The organism is Methylobacterium sp. 285MFTsu5.1 (genome assembly GCF_000383455.1).
GTDB lineage: Bacteria > Pseudomonadota > Alphaproteobacteria > Rhizobiales > Beijerinckiaceae > Methylobacterium.
The window spans coordinates 48609-71848 of the sequence record NZ_KB911284.1 but is presented as its reverse complement, the minus strand read 5'-3'; the positions used below and the strand labels follow the sequence as shown (position 1 = coordinate 71848).

The 23240-nt window shown below is 71.6% G+C and carries 24 protein-coding genes; 18 read left to right on the top strand and 6 right to left on the bottom strand.

The genetic code is table 11. The annotated features are described in order from the left end of the window. The first annotated feature begins 10 nt into the window (after window positions 1-10). From H288_RS0120600 to H288_RS0120565, 7 genes are all read left to right on the top strand, one after another. A complete protein-coding gene (locus H288_RS0120600; RefSeq protein WP_020094467.1) occupies window positions 11-883 on the top strand; it encodes a branched-chain amino acid ABC transporter permease in 873 nt (290 codons plus the stop codon). Continuing rightward, window positions 880-1914 carry a branched-chain amino acid ABC transporter permease gene (locus tag H288_RS0120595; protein ID WP_020094466.1) on the top strand — a complete coding sequence of 345 codons (1035 nt, stop codon included), beginning with the start codon at window positions 880-882 and terminating at the stop codon, window positions 1912-1914. The genes H288_RS0120600 and H288_RS0120595 overlap by 4 nt, the downstream gene beginning before the upstream one ends. Continuing rightward, window positions 1911-2729: an ABC transporter ATP-binding protein gene (locus H288_RS0120590; RefSeq protein ID WP_020094465.1), complete on the top strand. Its 819-nt coding sequence runs from the start codon at window positions 1911-1913 to the stop codon at window positions 2727-2729. The genes H288_RS0120595 and H288_RS0120590 overlap by 4 nt, the downstream gene beginning before the upstream one ends. Next, the gene (locus H288_RS0120585; RefSeq protein WP_020094464.1) at window positions 2722-3426 is read left to right on the top strand and encodes an ABC transporter ATP-binding protein; all 705 of its coding nucleotides are present in this window, start codon (window positions 2722-2724) and stop codon (window positions 3424-3426) included. The genes H288_RS0120590 and H288_RS0120585 overlap by 8 nt, the downstream gene beginning before the upstream one ends. Then, complete coding sequence (locus H288_RS0120580; protein ID WP_020094463.1) at window positions 3419-3817, top strand: Rieske (2Fe-2S) protein; 399 nt, start codon at window positions 3419-3421, stop codon at window positions 3815-3817. Before H288_RS0120585 ends, H288_RS0120580 begins: the two co-directional genes overlap by 8 nt. A 665-nt stretch (window positions 3818-4482) precedes the next feature. Beyond that, the gene (locus tag H288_RS0120570) at window positions 4483-5079 is read left to right on the top strand and encodes a response regulator transcription factor (RefSeq protein WP_020094461.1); all 597 of its coding nucleotides are present in this window, start codon (window positions 4483-4485) and stop codon (window positions 5077-5079) included. Continuing rightward, window positions 5076-6917, top strand: coding sequence for a hybrid sensor histidine kinase/response regulator (locus H288_RS0120565; protein WP_020094460.1), 1842 nt, complete (start codon window positions 5076-5078; stop codon window positions 6915-6917). Before H288_RS0120570 ends, H288_RS0120565 begins: the two co-directional genes overlap by 4 nt. Window positions 6918-6998: 81 nt before the next feature. Here the strand turns inward: H288_RS0120565 and H288_RS0120560 are convergent, their stop codons facing one another. Then, window positions 6999-7442 (bottom strand): PACE efflux transporter, encoded by a 444-nt coding sequence (locus H288_RS0120560; protein WP_020094459.1) that lies wholly within the window; start codon window positions 7440-7442, stop codon window positions 6999-7001. A gap of 89 nt (window positions 7443-7531) precedes the next feature. Between H288_RS0120560 and H288_RS0120555 the strand changes: the two genes are divergently transcribed. Continuing rightward, entirely contained in the window at window positions 7532-8431 is a 900-nt protein-coding gene (locus tag H288_RS0120555; RefSeq protein WP_020094458.1) for a LysR family transcriptional regulator, read from the top strand. 167 nt (window positions 8432-8598) lie between these two features. Continuing rightward, window positions 8599-9501: a LysR family transcriptional regulator gene (locus H288_RS0120550; RefSeq protein ID WP_020094457.1), complete on the top strand. Its 903-nt coding sequence runs from the start codon at window positions 8599-8601 to the stop codon at window positions 9499-9501. 149 nt (window positions 9502-9650) lie between these two features. Here H288_RS0120550 and H288_RS0120545 read toward each other — a convergent pair whose 3' ends face one another. The 3 genes from H288_RS0120545 to H288_RS0120535 form a co-directional block, all read right to left on the bottom strand. Continuing rightward, window positions 9651-10343: a helix-turn-helix domain-containing protein gene (locus H288_RS0120545; RefSeq protein WP_020094456.1), complete on the bottom strand. Its 693-nt coding sequence runs from the start codon at window positions 10341-10343 to the stop codon at window positions 9651-9653. 156 nt (window positions 10344-10499) lie between these two features. After that, window positions 10500-10838, bottom strand: a complete 339-nt coding sequence (locus H288_RS0120540; protein WP_020094455.1) for an SPW repeat protein — start codon at window positions 10836-10838, stop codon at window positions 10500-10502. 345 nt (window positions 10839-11183) lie between these two features. After that, window positions 11184-12857 (bottom strand): methyl-accepting chemotaxis protein, encoded by a 1674-nt coding sequence (locus H288_RS0120535; protein WP_043712889.1) that lies wholly within the window; start codon window positions 12855-12857, stop codon window positions 11184-11186. 408 nt (window positions 12858-13265) lie between these two features. On the opposite strand from H288_RS0120535, the gene H288_RS0120530 reads away from it, so the two are divergent. The 9 genes from H288_RS0120530 (at window position 13266) to H288_RS0120490 (ending at window position 21967) form a co-directional block, all read left to right on the top strand. Further along, window positions 13266-13688: a response regulator gene (locus H288_RS0120530; protein WP_020094453.1), complete on the top strand. Its 423-nt coding sequence runs from the start codon at window positions 13266-13268 to the stop codon at window positions 13686-13688. Between the two features lie 249 nt (window positions 13689-13937). Then, window positions 13938-15101 carry an allantoinase PuuE gene (puuE, locus tag H288_RS0120525; RefSeq protein WP_020094452.1) on the top strand — a complete coding sequence of 388 codons (1164 nt, stop codon included), beginning with the start codon at window positions 13938-13940 and terminating at the stop codon, window positions 15099-15101. 178 nt (window positions 15102-15279) lie between these two features. Next, window positions 15280-16776 (top strand): NCS1 family nucleobase:cation symporter-1, encoded by a 1497-nt coding sequence (locus H288_RS0120520; protein WP_020094451.1) that lies wholly within the window; start codon window positions 15280-15282, stop codon window positions 16774-16776. Between the two features lie 185 nt (window positions 16777-16961). After that, entirely contained in the window at window positions 16962-17699 is a 738-nt protein-coding gene (locus tag H288_RS0120515) for an aspartate/glutamate racemase family protein (RefSeq protein ID WP_020094450.1), read from the top strand. Window positions 17700-17798: 99 nt separating this feature from the next. After that, entirely contained in the window at window positions 17799-19166 is a 1368-nt protein-coding gene (locus tag H288_RS0120510; protein ID WP_020094449.1) for an MFS transporter, read from the top strand. Between the two features lie 25 nt (window positions 19167-19191). Then, the gene (uraH, locus tag H288_RS0120505; RefSeq protein WP_020094448.1) at window positions 19192-19746 is read left to right on the top strand and encodes a hydroxyisourate hydrolase; all 555 of its coding nucleotides are present in this window, start codon (window positions 19192-19194) and stop codon (window positions 19744-19746) included. 35 nt (window positions 19747-19781) lie between these two features. Then, window positions 19782-20135, top strand: coding sequence for a hydroxyisourate hydrolase (gene uraH / locus H288_RS0120500; RefSeq protein WP_020094447.1), 354 nt, complete (start codon window positions 19782-19784; stop codon window positions 20133-20135). Window positions 20136-20140: 5 nt separating this feature from the next. Beyond that, on the top strand, window positions 20141-20653 hold the full coding sequence (uraD, locus tag H288_RS0120495; protein WP_020094446.1) for a 2-oxo-4-hydroxy-4-carboxy-5-ureidoimidazoline decarboxylase: 513 nt from the start codon (window positions 20141-20143) through the stop codon (window positions 20651-20653). A 93-nt stretch (window positions 20654-20746) separates the two neighbouring features. Then, window positions 20747-21967, top strand: coding sequence for an FAD-dependent oxidoreductase (locus tag H288_RS0120490; RefSeq protein ID WP_020094445.1), 1221 nt, complete (start codon window positions 20747-20749; stop codon window positions 21965-21967). On the opposite strand, the gene H288_RS0120485 is transcribed toward H288_RS0120490, so the two are convergent. Then, window positions 21964-22392 carry a hypothetical protein gene (locus H288_RS0120485; RefSeq protein ID WP_020094444.1) on the bottom strand — a complete coding sequence of 143 codons (429 nt, stop codon included), beginning with the start codon at window positions 22390-22392 and terminating at the stop codon, window positions 21964-21966. The two genes, H288_RS0120490 and H288_RS0120485, sit on opposite strands and share 4 nt — an antisense overlap. A 123-nt stretch (window positions 22393-22515) precedes the next feature. Further along, window positions 22516-23172: a TetR/AcrR family transcriptional regulator gene (locus H288_RS0120480; protein ID WP_020094443.1), complete on the bottom strand. Its 657-nt coding sequence runs from the start codon at window positions 23170-23172 to the stop codon at window positions 22516-22518. Window positions 23173-23240: the final 68 nt, after the last annotated feature.

The window sequence follows — 23240 nt, the reverse complement described above, 5'->3', positions numbered from 1 at the left end:
GAGGCCGCCCGTGAACGAACTGATCCAGCACCTCGTCAACGCCCTCATCCTCGGCGGCACCTACGCGCTGCTGGGGATCGGCCTGACGCTGATCTTCGGGATCATGAACGTCGTGAACTTCACCCACGGCGCGCTCTACACGGTCGGCGCCTACGTCATGTACCTCGCGGTCGCCGCGCTGGGACTGAACTTCTTCCTGGCGCTTCCTGTGGCGATCCTCGGCGGGCTCCTGCTCGGGGCCGCGATCGAGTTGCTGCTGCTGCGCCCGTTCCGAGGCTCGGACATCGACACCACCATGCTGGTGATGATCGGCGCCGGCATCGTCCTGCAATCGGGCACGCTCTGGACCTTCGGCGGCGTCGCCAAGGCGATCCCCGCGCCCTTTCCCGAGGCGCCGCTCCAGGTCGGCCCGGTCTCGGTGTCGTGGCTGCGGCTGTTCGTGCTCGGGGCGGCGCTGACGCTGATCGCCCTCACCTACGCGCTGATCAATCGGACCAAGCTCGGTCTCGCCATGCGCGCCGCCTTCCAGGATTCCGACACGGCGGCGCTGATGGGCGTCGACGTCCGCCGGATCTACACCGCGACCTTCGCCCTCGGCTCGTCGCTCGCCGCGGCCGCCGGCGCGCTCCTCGGTCCCGTCTACGTGGTGTTCCCGCAGATGGGCGGCCTCGCCGAGCTCAAGGCCTTCGCCATCGTCATCCTGGGCGGGCTCGGCAACGTCACCGGCGCGGCGATCGGCGGCTTCATCCTGGCGCTCGCCGAGGAACTGGGCGCCGGCTACGTCTCCTCCGGCTACCGGGACGCGATGGGCTTCCTGATCATCATCGCGGTCCTGCTCTGCAGGCCGACCGGGTTGTTCGCCAAGGCGGAGCGCGTCGGATGAACCGGCTCCTCCCCCTCGCCCTGCTCGCCGGCCTCGTCGCCCTGCCCCTGGGGCTCGGCGCCAACCCCTACCTCCTCAACGCCCTGATCGTGACCGGCATCCTGACGATCGGCGCCATGAGCCTGAACCTGCTCCTCGGCTTCACCGGGCAGCTCAGCCTCGGCCACATCGCGTTCTTCGGGATCGGCGCCTATGTCAGCGCGCTGACCAGCCTCGGCTTCGACGTGGATCTCGGCTTCGGCATCCGTGCGGTCCACGAGCCCTGGCCGGCGGTGGTCGGCCTCCTGCTGGCGACGGCGGCGGCGGGCGCTTGCGGCTACCTGATCGGGCGGCTCTCCTTCCGGGTGCGGGGCGCCTACTTCGTGATCGTGACGATCTCGTTCGCCGAGGTCGTGCGGCTCGTGGCGCTCAACTGGGTGGAGCTGACGCAAGGGCCGCTGGCGCTCACCAACATCCCGGCCATCACCCTCGGCCTGCCGGGCCTCGGGATGTGGACCCTCAAGACCAAGCTCCAGAACTACTACCTCGTGCTGGCCGTGGGGACGCTCTGCTACGCCGTGATCGCCCGCTTGGTCGGCGGGCGCTTCGGCCGGGCGATGCGGGGCCTCAAGGAGAACGAGCCGCTGGCGCTCTCGGTCGGCATCAACGCCACGCGCACGCTGACGGTGGCGGCGGTGATCTCGGCCGCCATGGCCGGCGCGGCCGGCAGCCTCTACGCTCATTACCTGCGGATCATCGATCCCGACGTGTTCCTGTTCGCCACCACGGTCACCATGGTCATCATGGTGGTGGCGGGCGGCAAGGGCACCCTGCTGGGCCCGGTCGTCGGCGGCCTGATCTTCGGCCTGCTGCCGGTGGCGCTCCGCCCGGTCATGGCGCCGGAGGCGCAGTGGATCGTCTACGGCCTCGTGCTGATCGTGATCCTGTTCGTGATGCCGCGGGGCATCGTGCCGGGATTGGCGGCGCTGCTGGGCCGCCGGCCGGCCCCGGCCGCGCCCGTCCTTGAGGCCAACCCGGCGGTGCAGCGATGAGCGCGATCCTCTCCGTCGAGCATGTCGGCGTCCGCTTCGGGGGCCTCGTCGCCATCGCGGACCTGCATTTCGACGTCCACGCGGGCGAGATCGTCAGCCTGATCGGCCCGAACGGGGCCGGCAAGACGACGGCCTTCAACGTGATGACGGGTTTCCTCAAGCCCAGCCAGGGCGCGGTCCGCTTCCGCGGCACGTCCCTGAAGGGCCTGCCGCCGCACGCGATCACGCGGCTCGGCCTCGCCCGCACCTTCCAGCGCACCAGCGTCTTCCCGGACGACACGGTGTTCGACAACGTGATGATCGGCCTGCACCAGATGGGCGCCGCGGCTGGCCGCGCGCCCGTTCTGGACGCGCTCCTCGGCCGCGCGGGGGCCGGCGAGAGGCAGCTGCGCGCCCGGGCCGCGGCGCTCCTCGACTGGGTCGGGCTCGCCGGACGGGCGCAGGATAAGGCCGGCGCCCTCGCCTACGGGGAGCAGCGCCTCGTCGGCGTGGCGCTGGCGCTCGCCACCGAGCCCGCCATGCTGCTCCTCGACGAGCCGGTCTCGGGGATGAACGCTTCCGAGACGCGGGTCTTCGTGCGCCTGATCCGGCAGATCCGGGAGCGCGGCGTCACCATCCTGCTCGTCGAGCACGACATGCCGATGGTGATGGAGGTCTCCGACCGCATCGTCGTCCTCAACTACGGGCGCCTGATCGCCGAGGGGCCGCCGGACCGGATCCGCAGCGACCCGGCGGTGATCGAGGCCTATCTCGGCCAGGGCAGCGCCGCCCGGCAGGCCGCCGCGGCTGCCGTGCAGGAGGCGGTCCATGCTTGAGATCCGCGACCTCGTCTGCGGCTACGGCCACGTCACGGCGCTGAAGGGGCTCACGATCGACGTGCGTGAGGGCCAGCTCGTCGCCCTCGTCGGCGCCAACGGCGCCGGCAAGTCCACGACGCTCCGGGCGATCTCCGGCCTCGTCCCGCCGCGCTCCGGCGCGATCCGGTTCGCCGGCCGGGACATCGCGGGGGCGGAGCCCCGCCGGATTTTGGCGGCGGGTATCGCCCATTGCCCGGAGGGCCGGCGCGTCTTCCCGCAGATGACGGTCGCCGAGAACCTCGCCATGGGCGCCTACCTGCGCCGCGACCGGGCGGCGGTCGCGGCGGACCTGGCGCGCATCTACGGGGAGTTCCCGCGCCTCGCGGAGCGCCGCGACCAGGCGGCCGGCACGCTGTCGGGCGGCGAGCAGCAGATGCTGGCGATCGGCCGCGCGCTGATGGGGCGCCCGAAGCTCGTGCTGTTCGACGAGCCGTCCCTAGGGCTCGCCCCCAACATCGTCGAGCGGATGTTCGCGGTGATCGGCGCGATCCGCGACGCCGGCACGACCGTGCTCCTCGTCGAGCAGAACGCCTTCGCGGCCCTCGAACTCTGCGACTACGCCTACCTCCTCGAGACTGGCCGCATCGTCCTCGAGGGGCGCGGGCAGGACCTCATCGCCGATCCCCACGTTCGGGACGCCTATCTCGGTGGCTGAGCGGGATCTGCCGGGGCGGATCCGCCTCGGCCCGGTCGACCTTCTCGGCGACCGGGACCTGCTCCCCGTCACCGCGGGCGGCCGCCGCCTGCTCCTCGTCCGGGACGGCGCGCGGATCGTGGCCGCCGAGCGCGCCTGCCCGCACGAGGGGGCCGACCTCGCCCTCGGCCGCTGCGTCGCGAGCCGGCTGCACTGCCCCCGGCACCAGGCCTCGTTCGACCTCCGGGACGGTGCCGTCTCGCCGGGCTGGTCGTTCCGGGCCCTGCGCCTGTCCGCGGTCGAGGCGGCGCCGGACGGGCTCTGGCTCAGGACCGGATCCGGCCTTCTCGCGCCGGACACCGCGCCGCCGGGCGGCCGCGGATTCCCGGCCGGCCCGGAGATCCGACGGTAGAGCGACCGAGATCGGCCGATCCGTCTCGCTCTACGGCAGCGAGGTCGGGATCGCGGCGCTCACCGCCTGTCTCGTGCGGACGATCGGCCCGCACGCGCGCCTGCTCGCGCGGGGACGCATCGCGAGGACGGTCGCGGGTCCCTCCGGCCGCTGCGGATCGGCGCTGATCGCCCGTCCGAAGGTGTCGGCCCAGGACAGCCTCGTCACGTTGTCCGGGGCCGGAGCGGGCGGAGCTTCCCGGTCGGCCGCCCGGCCGCGCTTGCGGGCCGCGGCACCGATCCACCGCACGATCAGGGGACCCTTCGCGTCGAACGTCGGATCGGACGCGGTCCGGCCGATGCCTCGTCTCTGACGGCGATGAACCATGGAATTCCCTCGAATCGACTTGGGAGGGCCGCGCGCGCGGTCCGACGGACGTCACCGCCCGCGATCACCGGACCGTCGCCGCGACGGCAGCGGTGTGAAGCGCGGGCCGCGCGGGCTGGCGGGCGCCCTCGCCCAGCATCCGATCCCGTCCGCGTGGTCTCCAACTGCATGTCCGGGCGCGCGCGATCGAATTCCTCGACCCGTGGCTTAGCCGATCGGAATGGCTTCGTGGACCAGTCCACATGGACTGGTCCATGACCCGTGACGGCGCCTGTGCGGTTGCTCTAGACAGGATCCGCATGGCGCAGGAAGCAATCCTCATCATCGATGACCACGCGCTGTTCCGGTCCGGCATCGTCTCGATGCTGTCGACGGCGTTCGATGAGATCCCGGTTCTCGACAGCCCATCGCTGCACGAGGCGCTCGCCATCGTGGCCGTCGTCCCGACGATCGTCCTCCTCGACATCCAGTTGCCGGGCATCGGCGGGCTCGAGGGGATGGGCCTGCTCCAGCAACGCTGGCCGGCCGCCCGGATCGTCGTCGTGTCCGGCCTGGATCTGCCCGATACCGTCAGCACGGCTCTGGCGCAGGGCGCCTGCGCGTTCCTGTCCAAGACCGACCGCCCCGAGCGGATGATGACGGTCCTGCGCGAGATGCTCGCCCGGTCGTCCGCGGTCCCGCAGGTCGGGGGCGCCCTCTGCCCGACGCTCACGCCGCGGCAGGCCGAGGTGCTGACCCTCGTCGGGCGCGGATTGTCCAACAAGATGATCGGACGCAATCTCGGTCTGTCGGAACACACGGTCCGCGGCCACGTGCAGGGTCTGCTGTCGGTCCTGGGGGTGACCCGGCGCGCCGAGGCGGTGTTCAAGGCGCAGCAGTTCGGCCTGATCCGATGAGCCCGTCGCAGGAGGAGCGGATCGCGGCCGAGCAGTTGCGCCTCGTCCTGGACGGCGTCACGCAGTCGGTCGCCGTCGGTTTCCTCGTCTCGACGCTCATGCTGGCCGTGCTGTGGACGCTGGTGCCCCACGCCGTCCTGCTGAGCTGGTACGGCGCGTTCCTCGTCGAGCGGTTCGGGGCGGCCGCCTACGCGCGTCGGGTCCGCGCCGCGATCGGCGAGCCCGACCGCGCCCGCCGGGTCGAGCGGGTCATCTTCCTGAGCAAGATCGTCGAGGGCGCGATCCTGGGATCGCTGATCTGGATCGCGCTGCCGCTCCAGGTCCCGGCGGTGAGCATCCTGACCATGTCGCTGCTGGGCGCGACCTGCAGCAACGGCGTCTCGCTCCTGGCGCCGCGGCGGCACCTCTACCTCGCCCTCGTCGTGCCCGTCGCCGTCCTGGCCGCGGGAACCCTCTGGTCGCTCGGCGGCGCGCCCTACCGGGCCCTGGCAATCTGCTCGATCCTGTTCGTGGTCGGGCAGTACGGTCAGGTCGTGCTCGCCAGCCGCCGCGTGCGGGAATCGATCGAGCTCCGCTTCGAGAACGCGGCCCTCGTGGAGCAGCTGCGCGCGGAGACCGCCGCGGCGCACCGGGCCCGCCGCGACGCCGAGCACGCCAACACCGCGAAGTCGCAGTTCCTCGCGGCGGCCAGCCACGACCTGCGCCAGCCGGTCCACGCCCAGGGCCTCTTCCTCCAGGCGCTGAGCCAGACGGATCTCGCCGCGCCGCAGCGGCGGATCCTGCAGAACGCCCAGACCGCGAACGTCGCGTCGACCGACATGCTCAACACGCTTCTGGACTTCTCGCGCCTGGAGGCCGGAGTCATCACGCCGCGGCCCCGCGCCTTCGAGCTCCAGCCGCTCCTCGACAAGATCGAGAACGAGCTGGCGCCGCTGGCCGACGCCAAGCGCCTGATCTATCGGACGCCCCAGACGGACCTGGCGATCGTCTCGGACCCGGCCCTGCTGGAGCTGGTCCTGCGCAATCTCGTCCTCAACGCCATCCGGTACACCGAGCGCGGCGGCGTCCTCATCGGCTGCCGGCGCCGGCGCGCGGGCGTGTCGATCGAAGTCTACGACACCGGGATCGGCATCCCGGTCGACAAGCGCGAGGACATCTTCCGGGAGTTCTACCAGCTCGGGAATCCGGAGCGCGATCGTCACAAGGGTCTGGGGCTGGGACTCGCGATCGCGCGCGGGATCGCCGTCTCGCTCGATCACCCGCTCTCCCTCTCGTCGAAGGTGGGGAGCGGCAGCGTCTTCCGCATCCTCGTCCCCCGGACGCTCGATGCTGGGCGGGACGCCAGGCTCGACGACGCGCCCGCGGCCGCCATCGCGGAGAGCGGTGGCCTGGTCGGCGCCCGCATCCTGATCGTCGACGACGATGCCATCGTCCGCGACGCGATGGTGGCGCTCCTCTCCGGCTGGGGTTGCCTGTGCTGGGCCTTCGAGGATCCGACCGACGTCACCGAACGGCCGCCGCAGGGGCCGCCGCCGGACGCACTGATCTGCGACTACCGACTGCGCAGGGGCCAGACCGGCGCCGAAGCCATCGCGACGCTGCGGCAGCATTGGGGACGGCCGATCCCGGCGATCCTCATCACCGGCGACACCGCGCCCGTCCGCATGCGGGAGGCCTTGGACAGCGGGGTCCCTCTGATTCACAAGCCGGTCCGGCCCGACCTTCTCCAGAAGGCGCTCGCCGCGCTGATCCCGCCGGGCCGGCCACCCGTCGGTCCCTTGGGCGCGGAGGTTCGGCGCGGACCGGAGACGACGGATCTCGTCCGCGCGGAGGGATAGCCGGCGCCTCACGCGGCGCCGCGGACCCTCGAACGCCCGCCGCGCCGCCGTCGCGGTCTCGCCGCGCGGCTGGCGCGAGCGTCAGCGGGACGGCTCGGCGGCAGCCTCGGTCCAGCTCGGGAGCGGGAAGGTTCGATCGTAGGCGAGATTGAACACGAAGGCGTAGGCCACGTAGAAGGCCGCGATCGCCAGATCCATGAAGAAGGCCTCCACGAGGCCGATGCCGAGATACCACGCGATCGGCGGCAGCAGGATCAGGAGCAGCCCCGCCTCGAACAGCACCGCGTGGGCGACCCGCAGGACGAGGCTCTTGCGCGTGTGCCCGGCGAGCCGCTGCATCGTCCGGTCGAAGCCGAGATTGTAGACGTAGTTCCAGCTCGTCGCGACGAGGGCGCTGCCGATTCCGATCACGCCCATGTCGGCGGCGTGCAGGCCGAAGGCCGCGGTCCCGAGCGGGACGATGAGGAGCAGCCCGATCACCTCGAACAGGATGGCGTGGCGAATGCGGTCGCGGGTGGTGCGCATGGTCTCGCTCTCGAGAGGCGGATTGGTCGGCCGCTCTCTATCTGCGATAAGGCGATCCACAAGTTAGGAAGTATCGGGTAATCAGATAGATGGCGGTCTCGCTCGACCAGCTCCAGGCTTTCGTGGCGGCGGCCGAGGCCGGGTCGTTCTCGGGCGCGGCGCGGGTGCTGCGGAAGGCGCAGTCGGCCGTCAGCACGCAGGTGGCTAACCTCGAGACGGATCTGGGGCTGGCGCTGTTCAGCCGCGCGGGCCGGAACCCGGTGCTGACCCCGGCGGGCGAGCGGCTGCTGCTGGAGGCGCGCGTGGTGCTCGACCGGCGGGAGCACCTGATCGGTGTGGCGAGCAGCCTGGAGCAGGGCGTCGAGAACCGGCTGGTGGTCGCCATCGACGAGCTCTACCCCGAGCACGCCCTCGGCGCCCTCTTCGCCAGCTTCGCCCAGCGCTTCCCCTTCGTGGAGCTCGAGCTGCTCTTCCCGCTGATGGAGGATGTCAGCCGCATGGTCCGGTCGGGCGCCGCCGACCTGGGCGTGATGTGGCGCCAGGAGGAGCTCCCGACGGAGCTCGGGTTCCGGACCATCGGCTGGGTGCCGCTCAAGCTGGTCTGCGGCCGCGATCACCCGCTCGCGAAGGAGCGGGTGGCGTGGGAGGAGCTGAAGCGCCACCGCCAGATCCTCGTGGCCGCCCGCGGCGACGGGGCGGAGAAGCGCCGTCTGCGGGTCGCCGCCGAGGTGTGGTGGGTGGAGAGCCACTGGGTCATCCTGGAGATGGTGAAGCACGGGATCGGCTGGGCCTTCGTCACCGACCACGTCATCGCCGCGTCCCTCACGGCGCCGTACCTCGTGACGCCCGACCTCCAGTTCGATGAGGGCGACTGGCCGATCGCCCTGGAACTGGTCTGGCACAAGCAGCGGCCCTGCGGCCCCGCCGCGACCTGGCTCCGCGAGCGTTTCGCCGCGGAGCGCGTCGGGATCCACCCGGGCGGGACCTGAGCGCGGTGCGGGACGGACGCCTGCCGCGCCCCGCCTCGGCGACACGCCCCTGTCGACGGTCCTGACGGGCCGGCGAGATCCCGGCCGTCGAGGACGTCCACCCCGCGAGTCTAGACGCAAAAGACCTTCCGTGCTTCTATCCATTCGAAATTCCTATGGGTCGGCCCATGGAACTCCGGCATCTTCGCTACTTCGCCGCGGTGGCGGAGCATCTCAGTTTCACCGCCGCCGCCCAAAGCCTGGGCGTGTCGCAGCCGCCGCTGAGCCAGCAGATCCGCGATCTCGAGGTGGAGATCGGCGTCAACCTGTTCGAGCGCTCGAGCCGGCGCGTCGTCCTGACCGCGGCGGGCGAGGATTTCCTTGGGAACGCGCGGGCGGTCCTCGCGCAGGTCGCCGATGCCGTCGACCGGGCGCGGACGATCGGCACCGGAACGGCCGGCATCCTCAACATCGGCATGACGAGTTCCGTCCTCGCGGGGCCGGCCGGTTGCCTGATCCGGGCCTTCGAGCAGCGCTTCCGGGCGGTGGACGTGCGCATCCACGAGATGGCGCCGGCCGACCAGATCGCGGCCCTCAAGGCGAACCGGACGGATCTCAGCTTCCTCCGCAGCCCCCCCGAGGATCCGGATCTCGTCGCCCACCTGGCGTGGCCGGAGCGGCTCTGCGTGGCCGTGCCGCGCGAGCACACCCTCGCCGCCGGTCGCAGTGTCGCGATCGATGTCTTCCGCAGCGAGCCGCTGATCTCGCTCGGCCTCGAGAGCTCGCGCTTCGCGGCGGATATCTACCAAGCCTGCATCGCGCGCGGGTTCACGCCGAGCATCTCGCAGCAGGTCCGCGAGGCCTCGTCGCTGATCAACCTGGTCGCGGCGGGCTTCGGTCTCGCCATCATCCCAGAATTCGTCGGCCGACCGAGGCATCCGGACGTCGTCGTCCTGCCGATCAAGCCGCCGTTCCTGTCGGCGGACGTCTACGCGCTGCATCATCAGCGCCGGAACCCGGTGATCGACAATTTTCTCGGGCTGATCCGCGAGGAGGCCCCGGGCTTGATCGCGCGCTTCCAGAGGCGGTGACGCCCTTCGTCCCCGCACCCGCTCGCCGGCGCCGTCCGCGACCGTCTCCGAGGCAGCGTCCTGCGCGCAGGCGCCACCCCGAAAGCCAACGCGAAACCACGCGGTAGCCCGCAGCGGCATTCCCGGTGGCGTCCCCGGCGGCACCTGTCTCAATCCTCGACGAGCCGGCGCAGCCGGGTCCGATGCAGGCACACCTGTCGGCCGCCGTCGCGTCGCAACACCCCGTCCTCCTCCAGCTGCGAGAGGGTGCGCGATACGGTCTCGATGGTCAGGCCGAGGTAGTCGGCGATGTCGCGGCGGGTCATCGGCAGCGCGAAGGTGCCGGCCGCACCGAGGCGGTCATCGACCTCCAGCAGGAAGGCGGCGACCCGCTCCTGGGCCGAGCGCCGTCCGAGCAGGAGCGCCAGGTCCTGGGCGTGTCGCAGGTCGCTCGTGGCCATGCTCCAGAGTCGGCAGGCGACCTCGGCCCGCCCGGTCGCGGCGCGCTCGACCTGTCGCCGCTTGAAGATCAGCACCTTGGTGCTGGTGAGGGCCTCGGCGGTCTGGCGATTGGTCTCGCCCTGCCCGAGCCCGAACAGGTCGCCGGGCAGGTGGAAGCCCGTGATCTGGCGGCGCCCGTCGCTCAGGACCCTGTGAGTGCGCACCGCGCCGCTGAGGACCTTGTAGACGAACTCGGCCTCCTCGCCCTCTCCGTAGATCTCCTCCTCGCGGGCGTAGGAGAACGGTGTCCCGACGACGTCGGGGCATCCCGCGAACAGGGTGCTCCCCTCGATCTCCGGGACGGGAGCGGGACGGGCTGCGGGCCCCTCCGGTGCTGTCCGTGCCGTGAACTCGGTGCTCATCGCTGCGCTCCTCGCCTGCGTCGGTCGGGACGAGATTGGCAGCGGGCGGGAGGCGGAGAAATTCCGGTCGGAGCCTTAAGGCGCGCCCCTTAAGGGCAATCCCGTAGTCGCGGGTGCCGGCCGAATGCCCGCGGCCGCGGCGGCGACGGGCGCGCCTCAGACGGAGCGCGCCTGAGGCGACACGAAGAGCCGCCACAGCGCGTACGCGGCCAGGGCGGCCACGGCGAGCCCGGTCACGCCGTGCACCCACACGGGTGCCGTCGCGTCGGCGAAGCCGAGAACCCAGGGCGCCATGGCCGCCCAGAACCCGAGGGCGACGTTGAGGTATTCCTCCCAGGCGCAGGTCACGCCGAGGGCCAGGAGTGCGACCACGGTGATGGCGCCCCCGGTCACGAAGGCGTTGCGCGCGGCGGCCGTCTCGTAGCCCAGATCCAAGTACCAAGGTGCGAGGAGGAGCGCGACGCCCAGGAGCATGTTGAGCGCGTTCGGGACCATATCCGCCGTTCGGTTCTCGATCGTTCTCACCGGATTCCCCGCGCGGGCTGACGGCATCGGCGGCCCGATGTCCGGGCACCCGAGCCCTGAGCGACAGACGACCTGTCATCTTTCACGGCCCGAGCATCCGGTATCCGTGCGGCCGGTCATTGATCTGGCTCAAGTCGATCGCGGCCTTGCCCGCGTGTCGGGATCCGGCAAGCTTGGCGCGGCCGCGGATTTGCTGCGCGCTGTGGGTGGCAGACTCGAGTCTCTTGATTGTCGTCGCCGACGGGACGCGCGCGTCGGCGAGATCCGCGTGCTCCCGTCAGACCGGGCGGACGCGGATCTCGGCCGTGGCCACCCTCAGGCGGCGCGCACGGTGGCGAGGAAGCGGGCGACCTCGGCGCCGAGATGCTCGGATTGCCGCGACAGCTCCGAGGCGGCCGACAGGACCTGCGAGGCCGCAGCCCCCGTCTCCTCCGACGCCTCCGCCACGCCGGCGATGTTGCCCGTCACCGCATTCGTCCCCGCCGAGGCCTGCGCCACGTTGCGCACGATCTCCTGGGTCGCCGCGCCCTGCTCCTCGACGGCCGCCGCGATCGAGGTCGCCACGCTGTCGATCTCCCGGATGCGGCCCGTGATCCCGCCGATCGCCGTCACCGCCTGCGCGGTCACACCCTGGACCTCGCCGATCTGGCGCGCGATCTCCTCGGTCGCCTTGGCGGTCTGCTCGGCGAGCGCCTTCACCTCGGAGGCCACCACCGCGAAGCCCCGCCCGGCCGCGCCGGCGCGGGCCGCCTCGATCGTGGCGTTGAGCGCCAGCAGGTTGGTCTGGCCGGCGATGCCGGAGATCATCCCGACCATGTCGCCGATCCGCGCGGCGTTCTGGCTGAGCGCCTGGACGAGGTGGGCGGTCTGGTCGGCCTCGCCGACCGCGGCCTGGGCGAGGTGGGCCGAGCCGGTCACCTGCCGGCCGATCTCCTGCACGGAGGAGCCGAGTTCCTCGGCCGCGGCCGCCACCGTGTTGACGTTGGTCGAGGCCTCCTCGGCGGCGGCGGCCACGGTGGTCGACTGGGATGCGGTCTCCTGGGCGGTGGCGGTCATCTGCTGGGCGGTGGCCTGGAGCTCGGTGGCCGAGGACGAGACCAGGCCGACGATGCCGCCGACGGCGCGCTCGAAGCCGTCGGCGAGCTCGATCATGGTACGCTTGCGCTCGGCAGCCGCGGCCGCGTCGGCGCGGCGTTTCACCTCGGCCTCCTCGGCGGCCTTGCGGGCGACCATGGTCTTGATGCCCTCGACGGCCTGGCCGACGGCACCGATCTCGTCGCCGCGGGCGGCCTCGCGGATCTCGGCGTCGACCGCGCCCTTGGCCATCCGCTGCAGGACGCCCACGAGGCTGCCCAGCGGGCGCGTGATCTGTACGACGATCACGTACACGCCGTAGGCGATGCTGAGCGCGGCGAGCGCGAGCGCGGCCAGGAGCGCGAGGCGCGACCAGCCGGCAATCGTCTCCGAGCGCCGGAACTCCGCCTCGGCTTCCCGGACCTGCAACGCGGTCAGCTTGCTCAGCGTGGCGTTGGTGGCCTGCATGCTCTTCAGCAGGTCCGTGTGGGTGGCCTCGAAATCCGAGGCCGCGCCGGCGGCGACGCGCTTGAGGATCTCGGCCGCGATCGCGTCGTTCCGATCGACGCGCACCTGCAGCTCCTTGGCGAGGACGTCCTCTTCCGGAGTCAGGTAGGTCGCCAGATAGGCCGACCACTCCTTGTGGAGCTTCGACAGATCGCGCTCGATCTTGTCCTTGGCCTCTGCCGGCGCGATCTGCTTGCCGCGCAGCTGGCGCGAGGCGTCGAGCAGGTCGTCATAGGCGTCGCGGATGATGCTGAACTGCCGGAGACAGACGACGCGATCGTCGAAGACGGTCTTCAGGCTCTGATGGCTCCAGTGGAGCGAGAGATTTCCGAGCGCCGCCGTGGCGAGCAGCACCAAGCCGAGTCCGCCGAGCAGCGAGACGAGTCGCAGTTTGATGGTCATTTTCATGAGGCGGATGTCCAGGCGACGGAACCCAGGGCTGCGAACGCGTCAGCCAGGCTGAGCAGTCATGATCGGGTTGCGTAAAATATACGCAAACTGATTAAGATTTATTCCAAAGAGGTTTCTGTCGCGGGGTCTGTCATTCGGTCTCCGGATCGCGATATCGTGGGCGCGGAGACGGTTGTTCAACTTTAAGATGATGAGACGGAGCTGAATCAATCGGAAACGGCCTCCGGTGCGGACCGGAGCGTCACCGCCCGACGTGTCGGATCGCCGCACAGCGAGCGGCACGCGCAGGGCGGGATCGACCGGTTAGGAACGTCGCCGGTCTCAGAATGGCGGCAGCACGGACGCGGCCCCGGTCTTGAGGCAGGTCAAGGTCGGCCGCCGCGGACCGCCCCTAAGCTCGGCACCATGACCTCACTGGACGCCACGTTCCCGGCGAACGCCACGCTGCCCGCCGCGTCGAGCCTCATCTACGTTGTGGACGATGACCCGACCATCCTGCACTCGACCCGCTTCCTACTGGAGAGCGCGGGCCACCGGGTGGAGACCTTCGCCGACGGACGCGCTCTGCTGGCCGCCTTCCCCGGCCCGCACCCGACCTTCGTCCTGCTGGACCACGTCATGCCGGGGATGGACGGGCTCGCGGTGTCGGGCCGGCTGCGCGACCTCGCTGCCGGCGTGCCCGTGATCCTGATCACCGGCCACCCCGATCCGGGCATCCGGAGCCGCGCCCGCGCCGCCGGCATACCCCTGGTCGAGAAGCCGCTGGCGTTCGACGCCCTGATGGGCATGCTCGCCGCCGGCCCGATCCCCGCCAGCCGCACCCGTTAGGGTCCGCGGTGCCCGCTCGGGATGCCCGACCGTCGGCCCGCCGACGCGGCGGCGGGTGTGATCGTCGACCCGGCACGGGCAGGCTGCGCCGGATCGACGACAGGCCGGTGGCGGTCCGCCCGACGACGCTCCGACACTCAGATCAATGATCGCACCATCTAAACGTGCAACCTATCAATCAAGCCGAACAAGATATTGGACCAACGGTCGGGCGTGCGTCTATCTCGCATCGGAACGAGGGATCACGCCATGTTCGACCTCGACCAGGACTATCCCCGCGACATGGTCGGATACGGCCGGCATCGACCGGACCCGGCCTGGCCCGGGGGCAAGCGCGTCGCCGTCCAGTGCGTCATCAACTACGAGGAGGGCGGCGAGAACTGCATCCTCCACGGTGACGCGGCGTCCGAGGCCTTCCTCTCCGAGATCGTCGGGGCCCTGCCCTGGCCGGGGAAGCGCCACGCCAACATGGAGTCGATCTACGAGTACGGCGCCCGCGCCGGCTTCTGGCGCCTCTGGCGCGCGTTCACGCGCCGCAACCTCCCGGTCACGGTCTTCGGCGTCGCCTCGGCGATGCAGCGCAACCCCGAGGCCGTCGCCGCGATGGTCGAGTCCGGCTGGGAGATCGCCAGCCACGGCCTGCGCTGGATCGACTACCGCGACCACAGCCCGGAGGCCGAGCGCGCCGATATCGATGCCGCCGTCGCGCTGCAGGCATCGCTGACGGGCAGCAGGCCCCTCGGCCTGTACCAGGGACGCACCTCCGCGAACACGCTCGCCATCGGCGCCGCCGAGGGCGGGTTCCTGTACCTCGCCGATTCCTACGCCGACGACCTGCCCTACTGGCTGCGGATCGGGGGGCGTCAGCAGCTCGTCGTCCCCTACACCCTCGACGCCAACGACATGCGGTTCGCCACCGCCCAGGGCTTCAACAACGGCGACCAGTTCTTCGGCTACCTCAAGGACACGTTCGACGTCCTGTACCGCGAGGGCGAGGCGGGACGGGGCGGCATCATGTCGGTGGGGCTGCACTGCCGCCTGGTCGGGCGTCCGGGGCGGATGGCCGCGCTGGAGCGGCTCCTCGACTACGTGGGCGATCACCCCGACGCCTGGGTGACCACGCGGCTGGACATCGCCCGTCACTGGATCGCGGCCCACCCGCCGCGCGGCGGCTACCGGCCGACCTGCATGGGCCGCGCCCTGTTCGGCGCGGTCTTCGGCCCGGTCTGCGCCGGGCTGGCCGACGCGTCGCCCGCGGCGGGCGTGGCGATGGCGGAGCGGGTCCACGCGGCCGGACTCCCCGCGGAGGCGGACGACCCGTCCGGCCTGGCCCGGCTCCTCGCGGAGGCCGCGGGCGCCCCGGCCGACACGGGCGGCCTCCGGACCCGCCTCGCGGCGGTCGTCGCGGGATAGACAAGACGACGTCGCGACCGGGACTTGGAGGTCCGAACTCGGTCGTGATCTGTATTCAGGTCGTGTTTTCAGAAGTCAGGAGACGGAGAGTTCCAGGTTTTGCATGGCGGCCCCGGCGGGTCGTCAGCGTCACGGAAAAAGCCCGGCAACAGGGCTGCGCCAGTCAGGGAGAAACGCCATGTACGCACAGGTTGAGGCCGCCGGCATCAGCACGGCCGTGTCGGACGAACGGGAAGCCGTCGTCATCAAGCCGAGCTACGATCCGGATCTCGTGAACAAGGATCTGGCCCCGCTGCGCAAGCAGACCTGGGGCACCTACAACATCTTCGCCTTCTGGATGTCTGACGTCCACAGTGTCGGCGGATACGTGACCGCCGGCTCCCTGTTCTCGCTGGGCCTCGTGAGCTGGCAGGTGCTGATCGCCCTGCTCGTCGGCATCGTGATCGTCCAGATCTTCTGCAACCTCGTCGCCAAGCCGAGCCAGCAGACCGGCACGCCCTATCCGGTGATCTGCCGCGCCTCCTTCGGGGTCAAGGGCGCCAACATCCCGGCGATCATCCGCGGGCTGATCGCGGTCGCGTGGTACGGCATCCAGACCTACCTCGCCTCGGCGGCGCTGACGGTGGTGGCGCTCCGCTTCTACCCCGAACTCGCCGTCTACGCCGACGTCAAGCAGTACGGCTTCGCCGGCCTGTCCGGTCTGGGCTGGGCCGCCTTCATGACGCTCTGGGTCCTGCAGGCGCTGGTCTTCTGGCGCGGCATGGAGGCGATCCGCGTGTTCATCGACTGGGCGGGGCCGGCGGTCTACGTGGTGATGATCGCGCTCGCCGCGTACCTCGTCGCCAAGGCCGGGATCGGCGAGATCGGTCTGACCCTGGGCACCGTGAAGTATACCGGCTGGGACGCCCTGCCGGTGATGATCAACGCCGTCGCCCTCGTGGTCTCCTACTTCTCCGGGCCGATGCTGAACTTCGGCGACTTCTCGCGCTACGGCGCGAGCTTCGAGGCGGTGAGGAAGGGTAACTTCTGGGGTCTCCCGGTGAACTTCCTCGGGTTCTCGCTCCTGACGGTCGTCACCGCCTCGGCGACGGTTCCGGTCTTCGGCCACCTGATCACTGACCCGGTGGAGACGGTGAGCCGCATCGACAGCACCTTCGCGGTCGTGCTCGGCGCCTTCACCTTCATGACCGCGACCATCGGGATCAACATCGTCGCGAACTTCGTCTCGCCCGCGTTCGACTTCTCGAACGTGTCGCCGCGGCGGATCTCGTGGCGCATGGGCGGGATGATCGCGGCCGTCGGCTCGATCTTCATCACGCCCTGGAACCTCTACAACAATCCCGCTGTGATCCACTACACGCTCGACGTCCTCGGCGCGTTCATCGGCCCGCTGTTCGGGATCCTGATCGCCGACTTCTACTTCGTGAAGAAGCAGAAGGTGGTCCTCGACGACCTCTACACGATGAGCCCCGCCGGGACGTACTGGTACAGTGGCGGATACAACCGCGCCGCGGTGACCGCCATGATCCCCTCGGCCCTCATCCCCGTGCTCTGCGTGATCCTGCCGGGCCTGGAGGGCGTGGCGAACTTCACGTGGTTCATCGGGTGCGCCCTGGGCTTCGCGATCTACACCGCCCTCATGCGCCGCCCCGCGGGCGCGGCCCGTCCTGCCTGAGGCCGTCCGGACCTGGACCCGCCCCGGTCCGGACCTGGACCCGCCCCGGTCCGGATCGGAGACACGAACGGCCCGGCGGCGCGGCCTGACCCGCGCCGCCGGGCACCCCGACCTCCCCATCCCCGGCCGGCTGCGTGCGGGCCTCTGCCCGGCCATCCGGCCGGCTCCCGCTACCCGAGGGCGCCATGCGGATCCTGCTGCTCAATCCGAACACCAGCACGTCTGTGACCGACCTCCTGGCCGGGCAGGTCGGGACGATGGCGGGCGCGACTGCGACCTTCGTCCCGGCCACGGCGCGGTTCGGCGCCGCCTACATCGCCAGCCGGGCGGCCCTGGCCATCGCCGGCCACGCCGCCCTCGACGCCTTCGCGGAGCACGGCCGGGACTGCGACGCGGTCTTCCTCGCCTGCTTCGGCGATCCCGGGCTGCTGGCCCTGCGCGAGGTCTCACCGGTCCCGGTGGTGGGGATGCTCGAAGCGTCGTGCCGCGAGGCCCAGCGGGTCGCCGGGCGCTACGCCATCGTGACCGGCGGGGCCCTGTGGAAGCCCATGCTCCGCGAGTGCGTCGCGAGCCTCGGCGTCGGTGACGGCCTCGCGGGCATCCGGACGATCGCGCGCACCGGCGGCGAGATCGCCAAGGACCCGGAGGCGGCGCTGTCCGACCTCGCGGCCGCCTGCCGGGCCTGCGCCGAGGAGGATCGCGCCGAGGCGGTGATCCTCGGCGGCGCCGCCCTGGTCGGCCTCGCGGCCCGCCTGCAGCCGCACGTGCCGGTCCCGGTCCTGTGCTCGGTCACGTCGGGGGTGAAGGCGGTCGTCGCCGCCGCGGCCGCGCCCTACCGGCGCCCGCCCGCCGTCGCCGCGGACAATGTCGGCCTCGGCCACGCCCTCGCGACGCTGCTCGCGCCGCGCGAAGCCATCGGCTGAGACGGGGCGGGCGGCCGCCGGCGCGAGACTGGCAGCCGTCCTGCATCGCTCGGAATTCCAACGCCCCGTTCCGGATGGGGCAACCTTGTGGGGCCAGCCATGACGATCCAGGCGCACCACGCGACCGACATGCCGGCCCTCGCGGCGCCCGCGCGCCTGGACGACGCCTACCGCCGGATCACGTGGCGGCTGCTGCCATTCCTGATGGTCCTGTGGATCCTGTCCTGGATCGACCGGGTCAACATCGGCTTCGCCAAGCTGCAGATGCTGGCCGAGCTCCGGTTCAGCGAGACCGTCTACGGCATCGGCGCAGGGATCTTCTTCATCGGCTACTTCCTGTGCGAGGTGCCGAGCAACCTGCTGCTGGAGCATATCGGCGCCCGCAAGACGATCGCGCGGATCACCCTGCTGTGGGGGCTCTGCTGCGTGGCGATGATGTTCGTCACCACGCCGGCGTTCTTCTACGTCCTGCGCTTCCTGCTCGGCGTCTTCGAGGCCGGCTTCTATCCCGGCGTCATCCTGTACCTGACCTACTGGTATCCGAGCGAGCGCCGGGCGAAGGTGTTCGGGCTGTTCATGTCCGCCTCGGCGCTGGCCGGCGTCATCGGGGGGCCGCTCGCGGGCGCGATCATGTCGGGGATGCACGGCGTCAACGGCTGGTCCGGCTGGCAGTGGGTGTTCCTGCTCGAGGGCATCCCGTCGATCCTGGCCGGGATCGTCACGCTGTTCTACCTCACGGACCGGCCCGCCAAGGCCGGCTGGCTGACGGCGGAGCAGAAGGCGCTGGTCGAGGCCGACCTCGCGCGCGACGCCGCGGCCCTCGGCCACCGCGAGCACCGCATCCTCGCCTCGCTGAAGGACGCGCGCGTCTGGCAGTGCATCGCGATCTTCTTCTGCATCGTCACGGCGAACTCGGCCCTGACCTTCTTCGGCCCGAGCGTGGTGCGCGACGCCGGCTTCACCGACCCGCTGACGGTCGGCTGGATCATGTCGGCGGCCTATCTCTGCGGCGGCGCCGGGATGATCCTGAACGGCCGCCACTCGGACCGGACCGGCGAGGCGCGGCTGCATTGCGGGGTCCCGGCCTTCATCGGGGCACTGGCCATCGCGCTCACCGGCGTCTTCATCGCGGGCGCGCCGGTCCTCGCGCTGCTCATGCTCGGGGTGGCGATCGTCGGCACGATGAGCGCGATCCCGGTCTTCTGGCAGATCCCCGGCCGCTTCCTGGCCGGGTCGGCGGCCGCGGCCGGCATCGCGCTCATCAACTCGGTGGCCAACCTCGCGGGCTTCGGAGCGCCGGCGGCGATGGGTTACCTGCGCGAGCAGACCGGCTCGGTCGCGACCGGCCTCTGGCTGGTCGCCGCCGTCGAGGCCGCGGCGCTCGTCCTGATCCTGGCCTTCGTCCCGCCGGCGACGCCGGAGATGGGTCGGCGCGCCCGGGCCCGCGCGGCGCACGAGCCGGCGTGAACCGCTGCACGAGAGGGAGGCTTTCTTGGAACACGGACCCGAACGACACGCTCTGACGCGGCGCGGCCTCGTCGCGACGGGGCTCGGCGCCGCCGCCGCGGTCTCCGCGGGCCCGGCGCTGGCGCAGGGCATGCCCGCTCCGGCGGCGGCTCCGGCCAATGCTCCGGCCGGTTCCCCGACCAAGCCCGGCACGCTGAACACCGCGCCCGTGTCGCAGGCCGGCCTCTCGCCGCGGCTGACCCTGCACGCCATCGACAATTTCCACGGCACGCCCGGTGCCGGGATGGTCTGCGACCTCGCGATGCACGACGGCACCGGCTACCGGCCGATCCGGACGGTCACCACCGCGCCGAACGGCCGGACCGCCGAGCCGCTCCTGGTCGACGAGGCCTTCAAGGCGGGCCGCTACGAGCTGGTGCTGCACCTCGAGGCGTATTTCGCGAACCTGGGCGTGAAGCTCCCGACCCCGAACTTCCTCGGCCTCGTGCCGATCCGGTTCCGGATCCGCGACGCGAGCCAGCGCCACCACCTGCCGGTGCTGTTCACGCCCTGGGGCTATTCCTACTACCGCGGCAGCTGACCCGTCCGATCCCCGACGCGACAAGGAGACCCGGCATGGCGGGCATCACCACACACGTCCTCGACACCGATCGCGGCCGCCCCGTCGCGGGGGTCCGGATCGACTTCTCCGTCCTCGAGAACGGCCAGTGGCGGCTCGTGAAGAGCGTCGTCACCAACGCCGACGGCCGGACCGACGCGCCGATCCTCCCGGCCGACAAGGCCGAGACCGGCCAGTATCAGCTGGAATTCTTCGTCGACCCGTATTTCCAGGGCCGGGCCGGCACGGCGGAGGCCGACATCTTCATCGACAACCCGGTCGTGCGGTTCACCGTCTTCGACGCCAAGCAGCATTACCACGTGCCGATGCTGTGCGCCCCGTCGAGCTTCACCACCTATCGCGGAAGCTGAGCGGCATGATCGACCTCGACCGCCTCAACGCCCTCGAGCGCGACGCCTTCGTCGCGTATCTCGGCGGCGTCTTCGAGCACGCGCCCTGGGTCGCCCGAGCCGCCCACGGCGCGGCGCCCTTCGCCGACCTCGACGCTCTCCACGGGGCGATGATGGCGGCCGTGCGCGCGGCGCCGCCGGACGTGCGCCTGGCCTTCCTCAACGGCCATCCCGAACTCGCCGGCCCGGAAGCCCGGGCCCGGGCGATGACCGCCGATTCCGCGCAGGAGCAGGGCAGCGCCGGCCTCGACCGGCTGACGGAGGCGGACGCCGCGGCCTTCGACCGGCTGAACGCCGCCTACCGGCACCGGTTCGGCTTCCCGTTCATCGTCGCCGTGCGCGGCCGGGACCTGCGCGAGATCCGCGCGCTGTTCGAGGAGCGCCTCGCGCGCGCGGTCGCGGACGAGGAGGCGACGGCCCTGGAGGAGATCGGCGCGATCACCCGGATGCGGCTCGACCGGCTGGTGCGGCCGGTCTAGCGCGGCGCCCCGCGGCGATTTCGATCTTGGCCGGCCGGTCGGGCGCGTCCATGCTGGGCGCGGTCGGGACCGCCGTCCCGGTTCGAGGGCTGCATGAAGCGACTGGACGTGGCCGTCATCGGCGGCTCGATCGCCGGACTGACCACGGCGTGCCTGCTCGCGCGGAGCGGCCACGCCGTCACGGTGTTCGAGCGGTCGGCGGCCGCGCTCACGGGCCGCGGGGCGGGGATCGTCACGCATCCCGGCCTCCGGGCGGTGCTGGCGCGCTGCGGTGCTCCGGCCGGGGCGGGCGATCTCGGCGTCACCGTCGAGGGCCGCCGGGTCCTCGACCGGGACGGGACCGTGATCGCGGAACGGAGCCTGCCGCAGGTGCTGGCGAGTTGGGGACGGCTCTACGGCCTGCTCCTGGACGCCGCGCCCCCGGACAGCGTCCGCTACGGCGCGGCGCTCGCCGCGGTCGAGCCCGACGGCGCGCGCGTCGTCGCCTTCTTCGAGGACGGTCGCCGGATCTCCGCGGATCTCCTCGTCGGCGCCGACGGGCAGTTCTCGACGGTGCGGTCCCGGTTCCTGAGCGGTGTCGCGCCGCGCTACGCCGGCTACGTGGCGTGGCGCGCCGTCGTCGACGCGGCAGCCCTCGCGCCGGCGACCCGGGAGGCGATCGGCGGCCATTTCGCGTTCTGCCTGCCTCCGGGCGAGCAGATCCTCGGCTATCCCGTGCCCGGGCGCGCGGACGAGGCCGCCGGGCTGTGCTTCAACGCGGTCTGGTACAGGCCGACCGAGGAGGCCGCGCTCGCCGCGCTGCTGACCGATACCGGCGGCGTCCGCCACGCCCTCTCCATCCCGCCGGGCCGCATCAAGGCCGCGGTGCTGGAGTCGATGCGCGCCGACGCGGCGCGGATCCTCGCGCCGCCCTTCGCCGAGGTCATGCTGCGCGCCGAGCAGCCGTTCCTGCAGGCGATCCTGGACATCGAGACGCCGACCATGATCCCGGCGCGCGGCGTCGCGCTGATCGGCGACGCCGCCTTCGTGGCCCGGCCGCATGTCGGGATGGGCGCGACCAAGGCCATGGAGGACGCCGCCGCCCTCGCGGACGCCCTGGACGCGGCCGGCGCCGACGTGGACGCCGCGCTCACGGCCTTCGAGGCGCGCCGACGCGCCTACGGCGCGGCCGTCGTGGCGCGGGGACGCGATCTCGGCGCGTACCTGCAGGCGCAGCAGCGCGGCGCGGCCGAGCGGGCGGCGGCGGAGCGGTTCCGCAGCCCCGAGGCGGTGATGGCCGGGACGGCGGTCCCGCCCGATGTCCCCCGCGCTTAGGCCGCGCGGCGGGTCGCCTCCGCGCGCACGGCGGCCGGGAGCGCGAGGGGCGGGTTCGCGCTGTCCAGGAACTCGACGGTGGTGAAGATCAGCTCCGTGTCGCCGATATTGGCGAGGTCGTGGGTCATCGACTCGCCCGGCCCGAACGACAGGTGCTGGATGTCGCCCGCGCGGTAATCGACCTCCGCGACCCGCCCGTCGCCGTAATGCGAGCGGGCCCGCCCCGCCGTCACCGCGGTCCAGAAATAGTCGAGCACGTGCGTGTGGAAGCCGATCCGCGCGCCGGGCGCCAGGACGATGGTCCAGACCCGGGAGCGGTCATCCTCCGAGAGCAGCCGGGTGCCGACGCAGCCGTTGTCCCGCGCCGCCGCGTATTCCTGTGCCAAGTGGGGCGGCAGCGCCGCCGGTTCCGTTCCCTGGGTCATGGCGTTCCTCCGGCCCGCGAGGCTAACGCAGTTCCCGCGAAAGTCATCGCCGCGGCGGCCCGCTTCGGTGACGCGGGCGGGCTGGACCGGCGCCTCCCGTGATCCGGGGATCCCGGGATGGCCCTACAGCGCGTCGGACGACCGCGCCGCCGACACCACCCGGCGGTGGGTGGCGAGCAGCCCCGGAAGCGCGGCGTCGAGCATGGCGGCCCGGACCGCGTCGCGGTCCGCCGTGCCGTCCATGCCGTAGACCCGCGAGCGCAGGCCGACGTAGACCAGCGCGCCGTGGATGCCGAACAGGAGCTCGAACTCGTCCGCGGCGAGCGGCTGCACCTCAGGGTCCGGCAGGTTCGACTCGGCGCGCATCCCGGCGAGCAGCGGCGCGAAGATGCGCGCGCGGACCATGCCGAGGTAGCGGCTCGGCAGATCGAACCCCTTGAGGCCCGCCGAGACGAAGATCCGCAGCCACGCGTAGTCGTCGATCCGGCGCTGGTAGTCGATCTCGAAGCGCCGGAAGCGCTCGAGGACGGGGAGCGCGGTGTCGCGCACCGTCGCCTCCCAGCCGGGATCCCAGCGCCTGAGATAGACCTCCTCGTAGATGCGCTCGATCAGCGCCGCCTTGGTCGGGAAGTAGCGGAACAGCAGCGGCTGCGTGATGCCCAGCCGGCGGGCGAGCTCCCGGGTGTGCCCGTCGAGGCCGACCTCGGCGAAGTAGGCGACCGCGCCCTCGACGATCTGGCGCTCGCGGGCCTCCGGCGTCAGCCGCCGGCCGGTCGGCACGCGACCGTCACTGTCCGCCGGCCTGCTTGACGCCATCTCGGTTTCGCCTTCTATTGAGCGAACGATCA

What these genes read in the sequence shown, in the direction of transcription:
- H288_RS0120595 (WP_020094466.1), top strand. Translation starts at nt 880, where the DNA reads ATGAACCGGCTCCTCCCCCTCGCCCTGCTCGCCGGCCTCGTCGCCCTG.
- H288_RS0120590 (WP_020094465.1), top strand. Translation starts at nt 1,911, where the DNA reads ATGAGCGCGATCCTCTCCGTCGAGCATGTCGGCGTCCGCTTCGGGGGC.
- H288_RS0120585 (WP_020094464.1), top strand. Translation starts at nt 2,722, where the DNA reads ATGCTTGAGATCCGCGACCTCGTCTGCGGCTACGGCCACGTCACGGCG.
- H288_RS0120570 (WP_020094461.1), top strand. Translation starts at nt 4,483, where the DNA reads ATGGCGCAGGAAGCAATCCTCATCATCGATGACCACGCGCTGTTCCGG.
- H288_RS0120565 (WP_020094460.1), top strand. Translation starts at nt 5,076, where the DNA reads ATGAGCCCGTCGCAGGAGGAGCGGATCGCGGCCGAGCAGTTGCGCCTC.
- H288_RS0120560 (WP_020094459.1), bottom strand. Translation starts at nt 7,442, where the DNA reads ATGCGCACCACCCGCGACCGCATTCGCCACGCCATCCTGTTCGAGGTG.
- H288_RS0120555 (WP_020094458.1), top strand. Translation starts at nt 7,532, where the DNA reads ATGGCGGTCTCGCTCGACCAGCTCCAGGCTTTCGTGGCGGCGGCCGAG.
- H288_RS0120550 (WP_020094457.1), top strand. Translation starts at nt 8,599, where the DNA reads ATGGAACTCCGGCATCTTCGCTACTTCGCCGCGGTGGCGGAGCATCTC.
- H288_RS0120545 (WP_020094456.1), bottom strand. Translation starts at nt 10,343, where the DNA reads ATGAGCACCGAGTTCACGGCACGGACAGCACCGGAGGGGCCCGCAGCC.
- H288_RS0120540 (WP_020094455.1), bottom strand. Translation starts at nt 10,838, where the DNA reads ATGGTCCCGAACGCGCTCAACATGCTCCTGGGCGTCGCGCTCCTCCTC.
- H288_RS0120535 (WP_043712889.1), bottom strand. Translation starts at nt 12,857, where the DNA reads ATGAAAATGACCATCAAACTGCGACTCGTCTCGCTGCTCGGCGGACTC.
- H288_RS0120530 (WP_020094453.1), top strand. Translation starts at nt 13,266, where the DNA reads ATGACCTCACTGGACGCCACGTTCCCGGCGAACGCCACGCTGCCCGCC.
- puuE (WP_020094452.1), top strand. Translation starts at nt 13,938, where the DNA reads ATGTTCGACCTCGACCAGGACTATCCCCGCGACATGGTCGGATACGGC.
- H288_RS0120520 (WP_020094451.1), top strand. Translation starts at nt 15,280, where the DNA reads ATGTACGCACAGGTTGAGGCCGCCGGCATCAGCACGGCCGTGTCGGAC.
- H288_RS0120515 (WP_020094450.1), top strand. Translation starts at nt 16,962, where the DNA reads ATGCGGATCCTGCTGCTCAATCCGAACACCAGCACGTCTGTGACCGAC.
- H288_RS0120510 (WP_020094449.1), top strand. Translation starts at nt 17,799, where the DNA reads ATGACGATCCAGGCGCACCACGCGACCGACATGCCGGCCCTCGCGGCG.
- uraH (WP_020094447.1), top strand. Translation starts at nt 19,782, where the DNA reads ATGGCGGGCATCACCACACACGTCCTCGACACCGATCGCGGCCGCCCC.
- uraD (WP_020094446.1), top strand. Translation starts at nt 20,141, where the DNA reads ATGATCGACCTCGACCGCCTCAACGCCCTCGAGCGCGACGCCTTCGTC.
- H288_RS0120490 (WP_020094445.1), top strand. Translation starts at nt 20,747, where the DNA reads ATGAAGCGACTGGACGTGGCCGTCATCGGCGGCTCGATCGCCGGACTG.
- H288_RS0120485 (WP_020094444.1), bottom strand. Translation starts at nt 22,392, where the DNA reads ATGACCCAGGGAACGGAACCGGCGGCGCTGCCGCCCCACTTGGCACAG.